This is a genomic window from Rhizobium sp. P1_C7 (assembly GCF_056406295.1).
Map to the genome: position 1 here is coordinate 80,150 of NZ_JBFUAL010000006.1, position 14,675 is coordinate 94,824.

The 14,675-nt window shown below is 61.0% G+C and carries 16 protein-coding genes; 6 read left to right on the forward strand and 10 right to left on the reverse strand.

The annotated features are described in order from the left end of the window. Positions 1 to 27 precede the first annotated feature (27 nt). A complete protein-coding gene (locus tag AC1D2R_RS11060; RefSeq protein WP_477967331.1) occupies positions 28 to 1,251 on the reverse strand; it encodes an argininosuccinate synthase in 1,224 nt (407 codons plus the stop codon). A gap of 192 nt (positions 1,252 to 1,443) precedes the next feature. Between AC1D2R_RS11060 and AC1D2R_RS11065 the strand changes: the two genes are divergently transcribed. Together AC1D2R_RS11065 and AC1D2R_RS11070 are read left to right on the forward strand one after the other, a co-directional pair. Then, positions 1,444 to 2,298 (forward strand): SDR family NAD(P)-dependent oxidoreductase, encoded by an 855-nt coding sequence (locus AC1D2R_RS11065; protein WP_477967332.1) that lies wholly within the window; start codon positions 1,444 to 1,446, stop codon positions 2,296 to 2,298. A gap of 63 nt (positions 2,299 to 2,361) precedes the next feature. Next, the gene (locus AC1D2R_RS11070; RefSeq protein WP_477967333.1) at positions 2,362 to 3,003 is read left to right on the forward strand and encodes a LysE family translocator; all 642 of its coding nucleotides are present in this window, start codon (positions 2,362 to 2,364) and stop codon (positions 3,001 to 3,003) included. Positions 3,004 to 3,016: 13 nt separating this feature from the next. On the opposite strand, the gene AC1D2R_RS11075 is transcribed toward AC1D2R_RS11070, so the two are convergent. The 5 genes from AC1D2R_RS11075 to AC1D2R_RS11095 all read right to left on the reverse strand — a co-directional run bounded on the left by AC1D2R_RS11075 (position 3,017) and on the right by AC1D2R_RS11095 (position 7,875). Continuing rightward, positions 3,017 to 3,811 (reverse strand): ABC transporter ATP-binding protein, encoded by a 795-nt coding sequence (locus AC1D2R_RS11075; protein ID WP_477967334.1) that lies wholly within the window; start codon positions 3,809 to 3,811, stop codon positions 3,017 to 3,019. Then, positions 3,808 to 4,689 (reverse strand): ABC transporter permease, encoded by an 882-nt coding sequence (locus AC1D2R_RS11080; RefSeq protein ID WP_477967335.1) that lies wholly within the window; start codon positions 4,687 to 4,689, stop codon positions 3,808 to 3,810. Before AC1D2R_RS11080 ends, AC1D2R_RS11075 begins: the two co-directional genes overlap by 4 nt. Positions 4,690 to 4,807: 118 nt before the next feature. After that, positions 4,808 to 5,761 (reverse strand): ABC transporter substrate-binding protein, encoded by a 954-nt coding sequence (locus AC1D2R_RS11085; protein WP_477967336.1) that lies wholly within the window; start codon positions 5,759 to 5,761, stop codon positions 4,808 to 4,810. A 93-nt stretch (positions 5,762 to 5,854) separates the two neighbouring features. After that, the gene (rlmN, locus tag AC1D2R_RS11090) at positions 5,855 to 7,087 is read right to left on the reverse strand and encodes a dual-specificity RNA methyltransferase RlmN (protein ID WP_477967337.1); all 1,233 of its coding nucleotides are present in this window, start codon (positions 7,085 to 7,087) and stop codon (positions 5,855 to 5,857) included. A gap of 227 nt (positions 7,088 to 7,314) precedes the next feature. Beyond that, the gene (locus tag AC1D2R_RS11095; protein WP_477967338.1) at positions 7,315 to 7,875 is read right to left on the reverse strand and encodes an invasion associated locus B family protein; all 561 of its coding nucleotides are present in this window, start codon (positions 7,873 to 7,875) and stop codon (positions 7,315 to 7,317) included. 333 nt (positions 7,876 to 8,208) lie between these two features. On the opposite strand from AC1D2R_RS11095, the gene AC1D2R_RS11100 reads away from it, so the two are divergent. Continuing rightward, complete coding sequence (locus tag AC1D2R_RS11100) at positions 8,209 to 8,769, forward strand: sigma-70 family RNA polymerase sigma factor (RefSeq protein ID WP_477967339.1); 561 nt, start codon at positions 8,209 to 8,211, stop codon at positions 8,767 to 8,769. A gap of 16 nt (positions 8,770 to 8,785) precedes the next feature. On the opposite strand, the gene AC1D2R_RS11105 is transcribed toward AC1D2R_RS11100, so the two are convergent. Both AC1D2R_RS11105 and AC1D2R_RS11110 read right to left on the reverse strand, forming a co-directional pair. After that, the gene (locus AC1D2R_RS11105) at positions 8,786 to 9,175 is read right to left on the reverse strand and encodes a YkvA family protein (RefSeq protein WP_477967340.1); all 390 of its coding nucleotides are present in this window, start codon (positions 9,173 to 9,175) and stop codon (positions 8,786 to 8,788) included. Between the two features lie 52 nt (positions 9,176 to 9,227). Beyond that, positions 9,228 to 9,533, reverse strand: a complete 306-nt coding sequence (locus tag AC1D2R_RS11110; protein WP_477967341.1) for a 4a-hydroxytetrahydrobiopterin dehydratase — start codon at positions 9,531 to 9,533, stop codon at positions 9,228 to 9,230. A 35-nt stretch (positions 9,534 to 9,568) separates the two neighbouring features. Between AC1D2R_RS11110 and AC1D2R_RS11115 the strand changes: the two genes are divergently transcribed. Next, the gene (locus AC1D2R_RS11115) at positions 9,569 to 10,069 is read left to right on the forward strand and encodes a low molecular weight protein-tyrosine-phosphatase (RefSeq protein ID WP_477967342.1); all 501 of its coding nucleotides are present in this window, start codon (positions 9,569 to 9,571) and stop codon (positions 10,067 to 10,069) included. Here the strand turns inward: AC1D2R_RS11115 and thpR are convergent. After that, positions 9,976 to 10,569: an RNA 2',3'-cyclic phosphodiesterase gene (gene thpR / locus AC1D2R_RS11120; RefSeq protein WP_477967343.1), complete on the reverse strand. Its 594-nt coding sequence runs from the start codon at positions 10,567 to 10,569 to the stop codon at positions 9,976 to 9,978. The two genes, AC1D2R_RS11115 and thpR, sit on opposite strands and share 94 nt — an antisense overlap. A 68-nt stretch (positions 10,570 to 10,637) precedes the next feature. After that, positions 10,638 to 11,282 (reverse strand): arylesterase, encoded by a 645-nt coding sequence (locus tag AC1D2R_RS11125; protein ID WP_477967574.1) that lies wholly within the window; start codon positions 11,280 to 11,282, stop codon positions 10,638 to 10,640. 53 nt (positions 11,283 to 11,335) lie between these two features. Here AC1D2R_RS11125 and AC1D2R_RS11130 point away from each other — a divergent pair, with 53 nt between their 5' ends. Then, the gene (locus tag AC1D2R_RS11130) at positions 11,336 to 12,043 is read left to right on the forward strand and encodes an ABC transporter ATP-binding protein (protein ID WP_477967344.1); all 708 of its coding nucleotides are present in this window, start codon (positions 11,336 to 11,338) and stop codon (positions 12,041 to 12,043) included. Continuing rightward, positions 12,040 to 14,583 carry an ABC transporter permease gene (locus AC1D2R_RS11135; RefSeq protein ID WP_477967345.1) on the forward strand — a complete coding sequence of 848 codons (2,544 nt, stop codon included), beginning with the start codon at positions 12,040 to 12,042 and terminating at the stop codon, positions 14,581 to 14,583. The genes AC1D2R_RS11130 and AC1D2R_RS11135 overlap by 4 nt, the downstream gene beginning before the upstream one ends. The last annotated feature ends 92 nt before the right edge of the window (positions 14,584 to 14,675 follow it).

Sequence of the window (14,675 nt, forward strand, 5' to 3'; positions counted from 1 at the left end):
AGGGTATTTGCGCTGCGACCGCGTCGCTTACTTCGTCAGGTTGCGCTTGGCCAGCGTGCGCAGGCGCAGCGCATTGAGCTTGATGAACCCGGCAGCGTCCTTCTGGTCGTAGGCGCCCTGGTCATCCTCGAAGGTGACCAGCTTGTCGGAATAAAGCGATTTCGGGCTTTCGCGACCGGTGACCATGACGTTGCCCTTGTAAAGCTTCAGCGTCACTTCGCCTTCGACATGCTCCTGGCTCTTGTCGATCAGGGCCTGCAGCATTTCGCGCTCCGGTGAGAACCAGAAGCCGTAATATATGAGCTCGGCATATTTCGGCATCAGCTCGTCCTTGAGATGCGCCGCGCCACGGTCGAGCGTGATCGATTCGATGGCGCGATGAGCCGTCAGAAGGATCGTGCCGCCGGGCGTCTCGTAGACGCCGCGTGACTTCATGCCGACATACCGGTTCTCGACGAGGTCGAGGCGGCCGATGCCGTTGTCGCGGCCGTAGTTGTTGAGCGCGGCCAGCAGCGTCGCCGGGCTCATGCGAACGCCGTTAATCGAAACCGCATCACCCTTCTCGAAGCCGACCTTGATCACGGTCGCCTTGTCGGGAGCAGCTTCCGGGGAGATCGTGCGCATATGCACGTATTCAGGCGCTTCCTGAGCCGGGTCTTCGAGAACCTTGCCCTCGGAAGACGAATGCAGAAGGTTTGCGTCGACGGAGAACGGCGCTTCGCCCTTCTTGTCCTTGGCGACAGGGATCTGGTGCTGCTCGGCAAAAGCCAGCAGATCGGTACGGCTCTTGAAAGCCCAGTCGCGCCACGGCGCGATGATCTTGATATCGGGGTTGAGCGCATAAGCGGAGAGCTCGAAGCGAACTTGGTCGTTGCCCTTGCCGGTTGCGCCGTGGGCGATTGCGTCGGCGCCGGTCTTCCTGGCGATGTCGATCAGGTGCTTGGAGATCAGCGGACGGGCGATCGACGTGCCTAGCAGATAGACGCCTTCGTAAACGGCATTGGCGCGGAACATCGGGAAGACGAAGTCCTTCACGAACTCTTCGCGCACATCCTCGATGTAGATTTCCTTGATGCCGAGCATCTCGGCCTTCTTGCGCGCCGGCTCCAGCTCTTCGCCCTGTCCGAGGTCGGCCGTAAACGTCACGACTTCAGCGCCGAGTTCCGTCTGCAGCCACTTCAGGATGATCGAGGTATCGAGGCCGCCGGAATAGGCTAGCACGACTTTCTTCACGTCTTTTTTAGATGCCATGATGATGAGGTCCGTTGCATGAGGGCGAGCGGCAGACCCGCAAAGCCCGGTGTCGCGGGCACTTTTAGCGAGATTGGCGCGCGACGCAAGGGGAACGGCATCCGTTGACCCGCTTCGGATTGGGTTTGACAGCGCAAGATGGGAACCCATATCTGCCAGCGTCCGAACAATGCTCGAGGAGAGGCTACGCCCGTGACGAATATTCAAGACATCATCAAGCCATCCAACGTCGCGGTCATCACCGGCGGCGCCTCCGGCATTGGGCTTGCCACGGCCAAGCACTTCGCGATCGCCGGCATGAGTGTCGTCATTGCCGATCTTGGCGGCGACCGCCTGGCTGCGGCCGCCGATGAGCTGAAGGCGATATCGGGAGAAGAGCATGTGATGGCCGTCGAAAGCGACGTCGCCGACAAGGCTTCGCTGGAGGCGCTGGAGCGTGCCGTCATTCAACGCTTCGGTCGCGTACATGTGCTCATGAACAATGCCGGCATCGGCCCCGACACTTCGATCTTCAGTGCCCAGGCCGAGTGGGACTCGATCTTCGGCGTCAATCTGCTTGGCGTGATCAACGGCACGCGCACCTTCGGCCCGCATATGCTGGCGCACGGCGAACCCGGGCTCATCATCAACACCGGTTCCAAGCAGGGCATCACCACCCCGCCCGGCAACCCGGCCTACAACCTCTCGAAGGCAGGCGTGAAGGTTTTCACCGAAGCACTGCAGCACGAACTGCGCAACACCGACGGCGCAAACATCTCCGCGCACCTGCTGATCCCCGGCTTCGTCTTCACAGGCCTGACCAAAGGCGACAGAGCCGAGAAGCCAGCCGCCGCCTGGACCCCGGAACAGACGGTGGATTTCATGATCGAAAGCCTCGCCCGCGGCGATTTCTACATCCTCTGCCCCGACAACGACGTGACCCGCCCAACCGACGAGCGCCGCATGGCCTGGGCCGCCGGCGACGTCATCGAAAACCGCCCGCCGCTGTCGCGTTGGCATCCCGATTATGCCGACAAGTTCAAGGCCTTCCTCGACGCCGAGGATTGATTGGACATTTTGCCAAAGCCGGATATGAGAGCTTGCTTTCCTATCCGGTTTTCAGGGTGCACCATGAATTTCCTGCCGAACCTTCCGACGCTGCTCGCCTTCGCCGCGACAACGCTTCTGCTTGCCGCAACGCCCGGTCCCGACATGACGCTGTCGATCAGCCGCGCGTTGGCGCAGGGCAAGAAGGCAGCACTCTTCGTCGTCCTCGGAACAAGCCTTGGCATCGTGGTCCATACCATGCTGGTCGCTTTCGGCATTTCGGCGCTGATTACCGCCTCGCCGACCGCCTTCCTGATCCTGAAGACGGGCGGGGCCGCCTATCTCCTCTGGCTTGCCGTTCAGGCGATCCGCTTCGGATCGAAGCTGTCGATCAAGAAGGTCGAAGAGACGAAGGCAACGCCGCTGGCAAACATTTCGTCCGGTTTCTGGGTCAATCTCCTGAACCCAAAGGTCATCATCTTCTTCATGACCTTCCTGCCGCAGTTTGTCAGCGCCGGCGATCCCGCCGTCACACACAAGCTGCTCTTCCTCGGCTTCTGCTTCATCCTGATCGGCATGCCAGTCAACGCCGCCGTCGTCTTCGCCGCCGATTGGCTTTCCGGCTGGCTGCAGAACAACAGGCAGGTGCTGCGCGGCATGGACTATACCTTTGCCGGCGTCTTTTCGGTCTTCGCTGCGAAGGTCCTGTTCACGCAAGCACGCTGATGCGAGCCTCGGATCAGCCAATCAACAGCGCGTCGTCATCCAGCGTCTGCCCGCGCATCTTGCGGAACATCGCAATCAGATCCTCGACCTGAAGCGTCTTGCGGCTGTCGCCGCTGACATCGAGGACGATTTCGCCGCCGTGCAGCATCACGGTGCGATGGCCGTAGTCCAGTGCCTGCCGCATCGAATGCGTCACCATCAGCGTCGTCAGCTTGCGCTCCGACACGATCTTCTGCGTGAGCCCCATGACGAATTCCGCCATGCCGGGGTCGAGTGCGGCGGTATGCTCGTCAAGTAGCAACACTTCAGAGCCCGCAAGCGTCGCCATGACAAGCGACACCGCCTGACGCTGCCCACCGGACAACAGGTCCATGCGGTCCTTCATGCGCGTTTCGAGGCCGAGATTGAGCTCGGCGATCCGCTCGCGAAAATGCTCGCGACGCTTCGGCCCGAGCGCCGAAGAAAGTCCACGCCGTTCGCCGCGTCGAGCGGCCAACGCAAGGTTTTCCTCGATCGACAGCGCCCCGCAGCTGCCGGTCAGCGGATCCTGGAAGACACGAGCGACAAGCCCGGCGCGCGCCGCCGTCGGCTTGCGTGTCACGTCGGTATGGCCGATCAGTACCTCGCCTTCGCTCGCCAGCACGTCGCCGGCAAGCACCCCGAGCAAGGTCGATTTGCCGGCACCGTTGGAGCCGATGACGGTAACGAACGAACCTTCCTCGATCATCAGGTTGACGCCGTTCAGCGCCTGCTTCTGCAACGGCGTTCCCTTGCCGAAAACGACTTTCACGTCTTTGAGGTTGATCACGATGCGGCCCCTCCGCGGCGAAGGCGGGGAAGGACGAGCGCCACCGTCACCAGGACCGCCGTCACGAAATTGAGATCCGAGGCCTGCAGGCCGATGACGTCGGTCGACAGCGCCAGCTGGATAGCGATGCGATAGAGGATTGAACCGAGCACGCAGCCGATCAGCGCAATCAGCAACCCGCGCCGCCCGAGCAGCGTCTCGCCGATGATCACAGCCGCCAGGCCGACGACGATGGTACCGACACCTGACGTCACGTCGGCAAAGCCGTTTGTCTGAGCAAACAGCGCGCCGCCGAGCGCCACCAGCGCATTCGAAATTGCCATTCCGAGATAGATCTGGCGGCTGGTATCGACGCCCTGCGCCCGCGCCATGCGGGCATTGGCTCCGGTCGCACGCATCGCCAGACCTGCGTCGCTTTCAAGAAAGCGCCAGACCACGATGACGGCGATCAGAACAAGGATGCCGACGAACAGCGGCCGGACGTAAAAATCCCTGAGACCGTGGCCGAGGAACGGGCTGATCATCGTATCGGCATTGATCAGCGCGACATTCGGCTTGCCCATGACGCGCAGGTTCACCGAGAACAACGCGATCATCGTCAGGATCGACGCGAGCAGGTTGAGGATCTTGAAGCGAACGTTGAGAAGTGCCGTCACCATGCCCGCGGCGGCACCCGCCGCCATCGCGATCGCAGCCGCCAGCCACGCATTGACGCCAGCGATGATGAGAACCGCCGTAACCGCAGCGCCCAGAGGAAACGAGCCGTCGACTGTCAGATCCGGAAAATCCAGGACACGGAAGGCAAGGTACACGCCAAGAGCGACGAAGGCATAGACCAGCCCCAGCTCCACGGCTCCCCAGAATGCGATCTGACTCAAGGCTCCTGCCCCTTCTTCTCTCGTATTTCGCACACCCTGCGAAACCAGATTTTTAATACGATCAGCCGCTCCCGTGCAAACGGGAGGCGGCCGGTCACTCTGTTCCGGGCGATAGGGCTTAGTCGATCGTCTTGGTGGCGCGGCTGAGAACGCTCTGCGGCAGGGTCACGCCCATTTTGACGGCCGCACCCTTGTTGACCACGAGATCGCTGCCGGCGGCAACCTTGACCGCGATATCGCCCGGGTTCTCGCCCTTCAGGATGCGAACGACGATATCGCCCGTTTGCTTCCCGACATCGTAGTAGTTGAAGCCAAGTGCCGCGATCGAGCCGCGCGAAACCGAATCCGTGTCGGCGGTGAAGAGCGGCAACTTGCTTTCCTCGGCAACGGCGACAGCGCCTTCCAGCGCGGAAATGATCGTGTTGTCGGTCGGAACGTAGATCGCATCGGCACGGCCGACGAGCGCGCGGGTAGCGCCCTGCACTTCGGCAGACTTGGTCGCGGCAGATTCGACCACCTTCAGGCCGGCCCTTTCGGCTTCGACCTTCAGAACGGCCAGCAGCGACACGGAGTTGGCTTCGCCCGAGTTGTAGAGGTAGCCGATCGTTTTCACGTTGGGCAGGATTTCCTTGATCAGCGCGATATGTTCGGCAACCGGCGACATGTCGGAAAGTCCGGTAACGTTGCCGCCCGGCGTGTCCATGCTTTTCACCAGCTGCGCGCCGACCGGATCGGAAACCGCAGTGAAGACGACGGGAATATCACGCGTCGAGGAAACGACGGCCTGCGCTGACGGCGTGGAGATCGGCACGATCACATTTGGGCCTTCGCCCGCGAACTGGCGCGCGATCTGCGCGGCCGTCGCCGGATTGCCCTGTGCGGATTCGAACATGAACTTCAGGTTCTCGCCTTCCTTGTAGCCGGCCGCCGTCAGCGTATCGAGAACGCCCTTGCGCACCGCATCAAGCGCCGGATGTTCGACGATCGCCGTCACGGCAACGGTTACGTCTTCGGCCTTTGCAGGCAGGGAAAGGGCCAGGGTGGCCGCGACGGCGAGCAGAATCGAACGCATGGGTATCCTCCAGATATGATTTTGGGCTGCTTTTAAGAATAGCAGCCCACGAAATCAATCATCAGAAGATGCTGTAAGGATCAAACTTGCTGATCAGTCGTCCGCCCCGTGATTGGCAATCATCATCGCTTCGAATGCAAGGCGCTCGGTTTTGCGCATGCGCTCGGATTCCGATTTCAGCTGGCCGCAGGCAGCCAGAATGTCGCGGCCGCGCGGCGTACGAATTGGCGAAGCAAAGCCGGCAGAGTTGATGAAATCGGCAAATTTCTCGATCTGCGCCCAGTCCGAACACTGGTAGTTGGTGCCCGGCCAGGGGTTGAAGGGAATGAGGTTGATCTTCGCCGGCACGCCTTTCAGGAGCTTGATCAGCCCCTTGGCGTCCTCCAGGCTATCGTTGACGTCCTTCAGCATCACGTATTCGAAGGTGATGCGGCGGGCATTCGAGAGGCCCGGATAGGCGCGGCAGGCGTCGATCAGTTCCTTCAACGGATATTTCTTGTTGATCGGCACTAGGATGTCGCGCAGGTCGTCGCGCACCGCATGCAGTGAGATTGCCAGCATGACACCGATCTCGTCCCCCGTGCGGAAGATCTCAGGCACGACGCCGGACGTGGACAACGTCACGCGGCGCTTCGAGAGCGACAAGCCATCGCCGTCCGTAGCGATCAGCAGCGCCTGCTTCACGGCATCAAAATTGTAGAGCGGCTCGCCCATCCCCATCATCACGATGTTGCTGACCTTGCGCCCCTCAGCCGGCATGACCGTGCCCTGCGGCGCCTCGCGATCCGGGAAGTCGCCGAGCCGGTCGCGGGCAAGCAGAAGCTGCGAAAGGATTTCCTCGGCCGTCAGATTGCGCACCAGGCGTTGCGTACCGGTGTGACAGAAGGAACAAGTGAGCGTACAGCCGACCTGGCTGGAAATGCAAAGCGTGCCGCGGCCTTCCTCGGGAATATAGACGGTCTCGATGTCAACCGGACGGCCAGCGCCGCGCGCCGGGAAGCGCAGAAGCCACTTGCGAGTACCGTCATTGGAGACCTGCTCCTCGACGATTTCAGGGCGTGCGATCGTGAAATGCTGCTTCAGCATCTCGCGCATATCCTTGGCGATATTCACCATCAGGTCGAAATCGGAGACGCCGCGCACGTAGATCCAGTTCCAGAGCTGGCTGACGCGCATCTTGATCTGCTTGTCGGCGACACCCTTTTCGCGAAGCACAGCGCCCATCTCTTCGCGGCTGAGGCCGATCAGCGAAGGCTTGGGCAAGGGTTCGCCCTGCATTTGCGAGGCGGCAGGCTTGATAACGGTCATCGCATCCATGACGGACATAGGTCTAAATCCCGAATTCAACATGCGATCCTCCCGGTAAGCCGGATGACTTGCGGGCACGGAGGGCATGATGGCAGAAATTGAGTGCGGAGTATGCCGGCAAGCCGCAATCTATCCGCTGTTGTGCGCGCCTTTAGCATCATTTTTGCCGCCCGTCACTATAGATGGAAACGGCAAAGGCCGGCGCAAGGCCGGCCTTTGAATTTCGTCCGCATCGAGCGCGCAGCTTACTTGCAGGCTTCGATCTGCTTCAGCGAGGCGGAAATGCCGGACAGCGAATAGCTGTAGGAGGTTGCCGTGCCCTTGCGCGACGTCGCATTGACCGTCATCGAATGACCGCCCTTCATTGCGGCAACGAGAGCCGGCTCCTGCGCCGCGTTCTCGACCCAGCCGGCCTTGTCCTTGGTGAACATCACGAAGCTCTTGTTGTCGATCACGACTTCGATCTTCGAGCCGTCTTTGACGGTGTAGCCCATCATCGCCTGAGGCTCGTAGGATATGTTCTGGCCGGGCCGCTGCGACACGATGAAGAAATTCTCGCCGTGGTCGAGTCCAGCCGGCTTCTTTTCGGTCGGAACCGACAGCACGTAGCATACGGTGCTCGCACCAGCTTTGTACGAATAGGCGCCCCAAGCCTGGAACTGCTGGATACGCGTCGGCGCAGAGGAAGCCGCTGCGGCCGGCTGCTGCGTTGGTGCCTGTGTCGCTGGCTTCTTGGACTGGGCGGATGCAATGCCGGCGCCGGCGACGACGAGAGAAAGTGCGATTGCGAGACTTCTTACAAACATGGATATCCTGCCGGTTCTTGCGATTCGAGCCCGAAGCGAGCGGGCGGCGCATAATCACGATCTGCTTTATTTTGACTTAATTCAGGTTACCAAAGCGTCAACACAGACCGCAAGAAGTGCCTGCCTGTGTCATTTCCGCCCGGGTGTCAATGTTGAGCGCTGGTACCTCGCCCGAGATGATGTGGTATTGCGATGGTGGTGAACTGTTGCCTCTGATGAATTTAAGACAGAAAGATTCAGGCGAGAGTTTGACCTTTCGAAAATCCGTTGTAGGTCATTGAGGTATGGAATTCCGTTAAGGATTTCGCAAAGCTAGAGGGTCTTCGACAGGAAATGGATGCGGAGGAAAAACAGCGCTTCGCTGCCCTCGCGAGGGCGGTCGCGGAACGCCGCGACCAGCAGGCCTTTTCCATCTTGTTCGACTTCTTCGCGCCCCGCCTCAAATCTTGGCTACTGCGCCAGAAGATGACCGGGAGTGAGGCCGAGGAGCTGGTGCAGGAGGTCATGATCGTCCTCTGGCACAAGGCCGGCCTCTACGATCCATCGCGCTCGTCGCTATCGACCTGGCTCTTCCGCATCGCCCGCAACCGCCGCATCGACCTTCAGCGCCGCGCCCGCGCCCGCATCCTGGACGAGGCAGACCCATCGCTGCAGCCTGTCGCGGAAATCGGCGCCGACGAGATGGTGGCGAACGACGACCGCGACGCGCATGTGCGCGCGGCAATCAGCCAATTGCCGGAAGAGCAGCGCGAGATGCTGCGCGCTGCCTTCTTTCTCGGCCAGTCTCATTCTGAGATCGCCGAGGCGACCGGGCTGCCGCTCGGAACGGTCAAATCACGAATCAGGCTCGCTTTCGGCAAGCTCAAGAAGGTTCTGGAAGCGGAGAACGCCTAGCGGCACCCTCATCCCCTCAAATCGTCTTCATGCCCTCGGGCTTGTCGGCGAGCGCGCTGTCGGCCGACTCGTAGTGGTTCGGCTTGATGTGGCGACTGACCATCGCGAAGGCAGCAGAGAGCACCGCAATGTCGTCGGAGAATCCGATTCCGACAAACACATCCGGGATCATGTCGATTGGCAGTACGAAATAGGCGAGCGCGGCAAGCAGCGTACCGCGAACCTTGAGCGGGGTCTGCGGATCGAGCGAACAGTAAAAGGCTGCGACGAGATCGCGCGAAAACGGAATCTGGCGGACGGCCTTCCGGAAGGTTGGCCAGAATTTCTTCCGCACCGTCCGCTCGCGTCGGGTCTGCGTATCGTCGTCGCCCGGCAACAGAATCTCACCGTATTTGACGTCATCCATTCCACGTCATCCTTTCGTTCACGCGAAGATATGGGTGATGGCCGCGCCCGATTCAATCGATCCGTCGCGCGGCGGCCTTCTCCATCGCGCTCGCAAGCTTGAAGTCGAGCTCTGTCAGTCCACCGGCATCATGCGTGTTGAGCTTCACGTCGACACGCGAATAGACGTTGAACCATTCAGGGTGATGGTCAAGTTTTTCGGCAGCCAGAGCCGCCTCGGCCATGAAGCCGAAGGCCTCGACGAAGTTTGCGAACTTGAACCTCTTCGAAATAGACGCGGCACCGTCGTCGAGCGACCAGCCCCTGAGCTTCGCAAGCGCCTGATCGATCGCCTGCCGTTCCAGTTTTTCCCTTTTCATGCGATGCTTCCTCCTCTTTTCGACATGGATCTCCAATGAAACGCGTCAGCATCCTGTTTATCTGCATGGGTAATATATGCCGTTCGCCACTCGCCGAAGGCATTTTTGCGCATCTGGTCGATGAGGCCGGCGTGGCAGATCGCTACACCGTCGATTCCGCCGGCACTGGCGGCTGGCACCAGGGTGATCGGCCGGATCGCCGCTCGATTGCGACGGCGCAAAACCATGGCGTCGATATATCTCGGCAACGCGCCCGCCAAATCAAGACCGAGGATTTCAATGATTTCGATCTGATCCTCGCCATGGACCGCGCCAATATGGCGGAACTGCGCCGTATGGCGCCGCAAGCAGAGAACATTCGCCTCTTCGGCGATCTCGCACTAGAGACCGGCGAGGAAATCCCTGATCCCTATTATGGCGGCAGCAACGGTTTCGCGCTGGTCTATGCCAGGCTTTTCGCGGGCTGCAGGAAGCTGCTGGACGCGTTGGGCGCCGACAGCGCTTCATGGAGCGGAAAGACTTCTTCCGTCAGATAGGGACCGCCGCCCACCGACTCCCGGGACGACAGGAGTACGAAACGGGGAACAGTGAAGGCTGAGGTCTGAAAGTTTCCGCGGCCGGCAAGGTAGTGAACCACCTCGTCGACACGAGAGGATTTCAGCCGTGCCAGCGTCACGTGCGGTGTGAATTTACGGGGATCGGGCGGTAGCCCGATACGCTGGCAGATCCGCTCGATTTCGCCCTGAAGCGCATGCATTTCTGGCGAAGGTGTCACGCCGGCCCAAATCGAATGCGGCTTCTTGGAACCGAAGGAACCGATGCCGTCGAGACGCATTTGGAATTCGGGCCTGTCGATGCGGTCGAGCCGGTCGACGATTTCGTCTGCCGTGCGTCCATCGACATCACCGATGAAGCGTAATGTGATGTGGTAGTTCTCCACATCGATCCATCGGGCACCAGGGAGACCACCGCGCAGCAATGACAGACTCATCGCGGCATTGCGCGGAATTTCGAGGGCGGTAAAAAGTCTCGGCATAACGAGCACTCCCCGAATCTTTTGCAGGTGCTCACACGGAATCACGCATTCCGCACCTGCGCAAGCCCCTAATTCTTCACAGTAGAAATCGTTCCAATGAATTGCGTGATAGCCGGCACCATCTTCTCGACCATCGTTTCTACCCCTTTGGTGTTCGGATGCATACCGTCATCAAGCTTCAGCGCAGCGTCCAGCGCCACCCCGTCGAGGAAGAACGGATAAAGCGCAACACCATGTTTTTTCGCGAGTTTCTCGTAAATCGGATTAAAGCGCGCCGCATAGTCCCCACCCATATTCGGAGGCGCAATCATGCCCGCAAGGAACACGGCGATACCGCGTTCCTTTAGCCGGGCAATCATTTTGTCAAGATTCTTTTCGCTCTCTTCTGGCGAGATGCCGCGCAGCGCGTCATTGGCTCCGAGTTCGAGAATCACGCCATCCGTATCATCCGGCACCGACCAATCGATTCGCGCAAGACCGCCGGTCGTCGTATCTCCCGAAACCCCCGCATTCGACACAGAGACGTCCAGGCCCTTGGCCCTTAATGCCGTCTGCAGCTTCTCGGGAAAGCCGTCTCCGGGGGCAAGCTGATACCCCGCCATAAGGCTGTCTCCGAAGCCGACCAGCGTGATTGTGCTCGCATTCGCCGTCACCGCGAACACCAGCGAGACAACAATGACGGCGATGTGAAGGCCGGCAACTTTAAAACTCATTCCGCTTTCCCTAGATTGGCAACACGATCGGCACTTATATAGGGCAATTACTGTTGGCAAAAACCATCATCGAATTGAAGCGCGCCGATTTGACGCTCGGCAGCGCCGCCGCGTCCGTCCACGTGTTGAAAGGCATCGACCTCAGCATCACCGCCGGCGAATCAGTCGGCATCGTCGGCCCGTCCGGCTCCGGCAAATCGACACTGCTCATGGTCCTGGCCGGGCTCGAGAAACTCGATAGCGGCGAGATAAACATCAGCGACACGCCGCTGCATGCCCTGACCGAAGATCAGGTCGCGGATTTTCGTGGCCGCAACATCGGCATCGTCTTTCAGTCGTTCCATCTGATCGCTAACATGACGGCGCTCGAAAACGTCGCGGTGCCTCTCGAGCTTGCCAATGTTCCAAACCCGTTCGAGATCGCCCGCCGCGAGCTGAAGTCCGTCGGTCTCGGTGATCGGCTGAGCCATTACCCCGGACAACTCTCCGGCGGCGAACAGCAGCGCGTCGCCATCGCTCGCGCGCTCGCCCCATCACCGGCTCTCCTGATTGCCGACGAACCGACCGGCAATCTCGACGCCGATACCGGCCGCCAGATCGCCGACCTCCTGTTTTCGAAACAAGCCGAACGCGGCATGACGCTTCTGCTCGTCACCCACGACATGGCGCTCGCCAAACGCTGCTCGAGACAGATCCGCGTCCGCTCCGGGCGGATCGAGGGCGACAGCGCGGCGGTGGAACCCGAAGCGGCTATCGCATGACGCTCGTGACCCCGCGCGTCTCGCTTGCCTTCCGCCTGGCGCTCCGCGAGCTGCGTGGTGGCCTCAAGGGCTTTTACATCTTCCTCGCCTGCATTGCGCTCGGCACCGCCGCGATCGCGGCAGTCAATTCTGTCTCGCAGTCGATCACCGACACGATCGCAACCCGCGGCCAGGAGATTCTGGCTGGCGACGTCCGCTTCGAACTCAACAATCGCGAGGCGAGCGAACAGGAAATGGGCTTCCTGCGCGGCTTGGGAAAAGTGTCGGTTTCAACCGGACTGCGGTCCATGGCGCGCAAGCCGGACGGCTCGGATCAGGCGCTGGTCGAGGTTAAGGCCGTCGATGGCGCATATCCGCTCTACGGGACATTCGAAGCCGAGCCGAACTATCCGCTACACGCCCTTCTGGCCAACCAGAGCGGGACCTACGGTGCTGTCGCGGCCCCGCTGCTGCTGGAGCGTATGGGCCTGAAGATCGGCGACGAGCTCCTTCTCGGCAACGTCATCCTCAACATAACGGGTACTGTGAAAACCGAGCCCGACGCTGTCTCCGAAGGCTTCGGCTTTGCCCCGCGCCTCCTCATCAGCGAAGATTCGCTCCGCGCCTCCGGCCTGATTCAGACCGGCAGCCTCGTCGAGCATGCCTACAAGATCCGGCTGGACGACCCGGGCGACATGCCGACGGTCCGGGACCGCGCCGCAAAGGAGTTCCCCTCCGCCGGTTGGTCGATCCGCACGAGCGACCGCGCCGCGCCGTCACTCACCGAAAACATCGAGCGCTTCTCGCAATTCCTGACGCTGGTGGGCCTGACCGCCCTCATTGTCGGCGGCGTCGGTGTCGCCAACGCCGTGCGCGCCTTCCTCGATTCCAAGCGCACGACAATTGCCACCTTCAAATGCCTCGGCGCGCCTGCGGCAACCGTCGTTCTGATCTATCTCTTTCAGATCGGCATCATCGCGCTTGCCGGAATGGCGATCGGCCTTGTGATCGGCGCGCTGGCGCCGGTGCTGGCAGCGCAGTTCCTTGCCCAATTTCTGCCAATGTCCACTACCCCGACCCTTTATCCGGCGGCGCTCTCGCTTGCCGTCCTCTTCGGCGTCCTGACGACGCTCGCCTTCGCGATCATGCCACTCGGCCACGCCCGCGAGGTGCCGGCAACCGCGCTCTTCCGCGAGCAGGGCTTTGAAGCCCGCCGCCTGCCGTCGTGGCCTTATATCGTGCTTGCGGCGGTGTTTCTGATCGCGCTTGCAGGCCTTGCCATCGTCACCGCCCATGACCGCTTTATCGCTGTCGTGTTCACCGCCGCGATCGTATTTGCATTCGTGATCCTGCGCCTCGTTGCGGCCGGCATCGCATGGCTCGCCCGGCACAGCCCGCGGGTCAGCTCGCCGGCGTTGCGTCTGGCGATCGGCAACATCCACCGCCCTGGCGCCCTGACCGCCTCCGTTGTCCTGTCGCTTGGCCTCGGCCTGGCGCTGCTCGTAACCCTGACGTTGATCGACGGCAACATGCGCCAGCAATTGACCGGGCGCATGGCAGCGGGGGCGCCGAATTTCTTCTTCGTCGATATTCAAGGATCGGAAGTCGAAAACTTCCGCAATCTGGTCAAGACACAGGCGCCTGAAGGCAAGCTCGTCGAAGTGCCGATGCTGCGTGGCCGCATCCTTTCCTTGAACGGTCAGGACGTAACCAAGATAAAGGTGTCGCCCGGCGGTCAGTGGGTGTTGCGCGGCGATCGCGGCATCACCTATTCGGACACGCCGCCGGAAAATGCCTCGCTGGCAGAGGGGGCATGGTGGCCAAAGGATTATAGCGGCGAACCGCTGGTCTCCTTTTCGGCTGATGAAGCCAAAGAGCTCGGCCTGAAGGTCGGCGATACGGTCACCGTGAACGTCCTCGGCCGCAACATCACCGCCAGGATCGCCAATCTGCGCAAGGTCGAGTGGGAAACGCTCTCGATCAATTTCGTCATGGTCTTTTCGCAGAACACGTTCCGGGGCGCACCGCACGCGTGGCTGGCGACGCTGAGCGACCCGTCGGCGACGTCAAGCCAAGAGGTTGCGATCCTCAAATCGGTGACCAACGCCTATCCGACGATCACCAGCGTCCGGGTCAAGGATGCAATCGACATCGTCAATACGTTGGTCGCACAGCTCGCGACTGCCATCCGCGCGGCCGCCTCCGTTGCCCTCATCGCCTCGGTCCTCGTGCTTGCGGGTGCGCTTGCAGCCGGAAATCGCGCACGCACGCACGACGCGGTGGTCCTGAAGACGCTCGGGGCGACCAGACGCATGCTGATGCGCGCTTTCTGCTACGAGTATCTCATCCTTGGCGCCGCGACGGCGACCTTTGCACTCTTCGCCGGTGAGATCTCCGCCTGGTTCATCGTCGCGCGCATCATGCGCATTCCCTCGCACTTCCTACCGGACGTCGCCGGAATGACGCTTGTAACGGCGCTGACGCTGACGGTCGGTATCGGCCTGATCGGCACATGGCGGATCCTCGGGCAGAAGGCAGCACCCGTTTTGCGCGAACTCTGATTGAAGCCGCTGAGAAATTCCCTTCACCTTACGGCGATTTAACCCGATCTCGGGTTGCAAGGCTCTTGTTTGCAAAGGGCGAAAGGCTCATA

What these genes read in the sequence shown, in the direction of transcription:
- AC1D2R_RS11060 (WP_477967331.1), bottom strand. Translation starts at nt 1,251, where the DNA reads ATGGCATCTAAAAAAGACGTGAAGAAAGTCGTGCTAGCCTATTCCGGC.
- AC1D2R_RS11070 (WP_477967333.1), top strand. Translation starts at nt 2,362, where the DNA reads ATGAATTTCCTGCCGAACCTTCCGACGCTGCTCGCCTTCGCCGCGACA.
- AC1D2R_RS11085 (WP_477967336.1), bottom strand. Translation starts at nt 5,761, where the DNA reads ATGCGTTCGATTCTGCTCGCCGTCGCGGCCACCCTGGCCCTTTCCCTG.
- rlmN (WP_477967337.1), bottom strand. Translation starts at nt 7,087, where the DNA reads ATGTCCGTCATGGATGCGATGACCGTTATCAAGCCTGCCGCCTCGCAA.
- AC1D2R_RS11095 (WP_477967338.1), bottom strand. Translation starts at nt 7,875, where the DNA reads ATGTTTGTAAGAAGTCTCGCAATCGCACTTTCTCTCGTCGTCGCCGGC.
- AC1D2R_RS11100 (WP_477967339.1), top strand. Translation starts at nt 8,209, where the DNA reads ATGGATGCGGAGGAAAAACAGCGCTTCGCTGCCCTCGCGAGGGCGGTC.
- AC1D2R_RS11105 (WP_477967340.1), bottom strand. Translation starts at nt 9,175, where the DNA reads ATGGATGACGTCAAATACGGTGAGATTCTGTTGCCGGGCGACGACGAT.
- AC1D2R_RS11110 (WP_477967341.1), bottom strand. Translation starts at nt 9,533, where the DNA reads ATGAAAAGGGAAAAACTGGAACGGCAGGCGATCGATCAGGCGCTTGCG.
- AC1D2R_RS11115 (WP_477967342.1), top strand. Translation starts at nt 9,569, where the DNA reads ATGAAACGCGTCAGCATCCTGTTTATCTGCATGGGTAATATATGCCGT.
- thpR (WP_477967343.1), bottom strand. Translation starts at nt 10,569, where the DNA reads ATGCCGAGACTTTTTACCGCCCTCGAAATTCCGCGCAATGCCGCGATG.
- AC1D2R_RS11125 (WP_477967574.1), bottom strand. Translation starts at nt 11,282, where the DNA reads ATGAGTTTTAAAGTTGCCGGCCTTCACATCGCCGTCATTGTTGTCTCG.
- AC1D2R_RS11135 (WP_477967345.1), top strand. Translation starts at nt 12,040, where the DNA reads ATGACGCTCGTGACCCCGCGCGTCTCGCTTGCCTTCCGCCTGGCGCTC.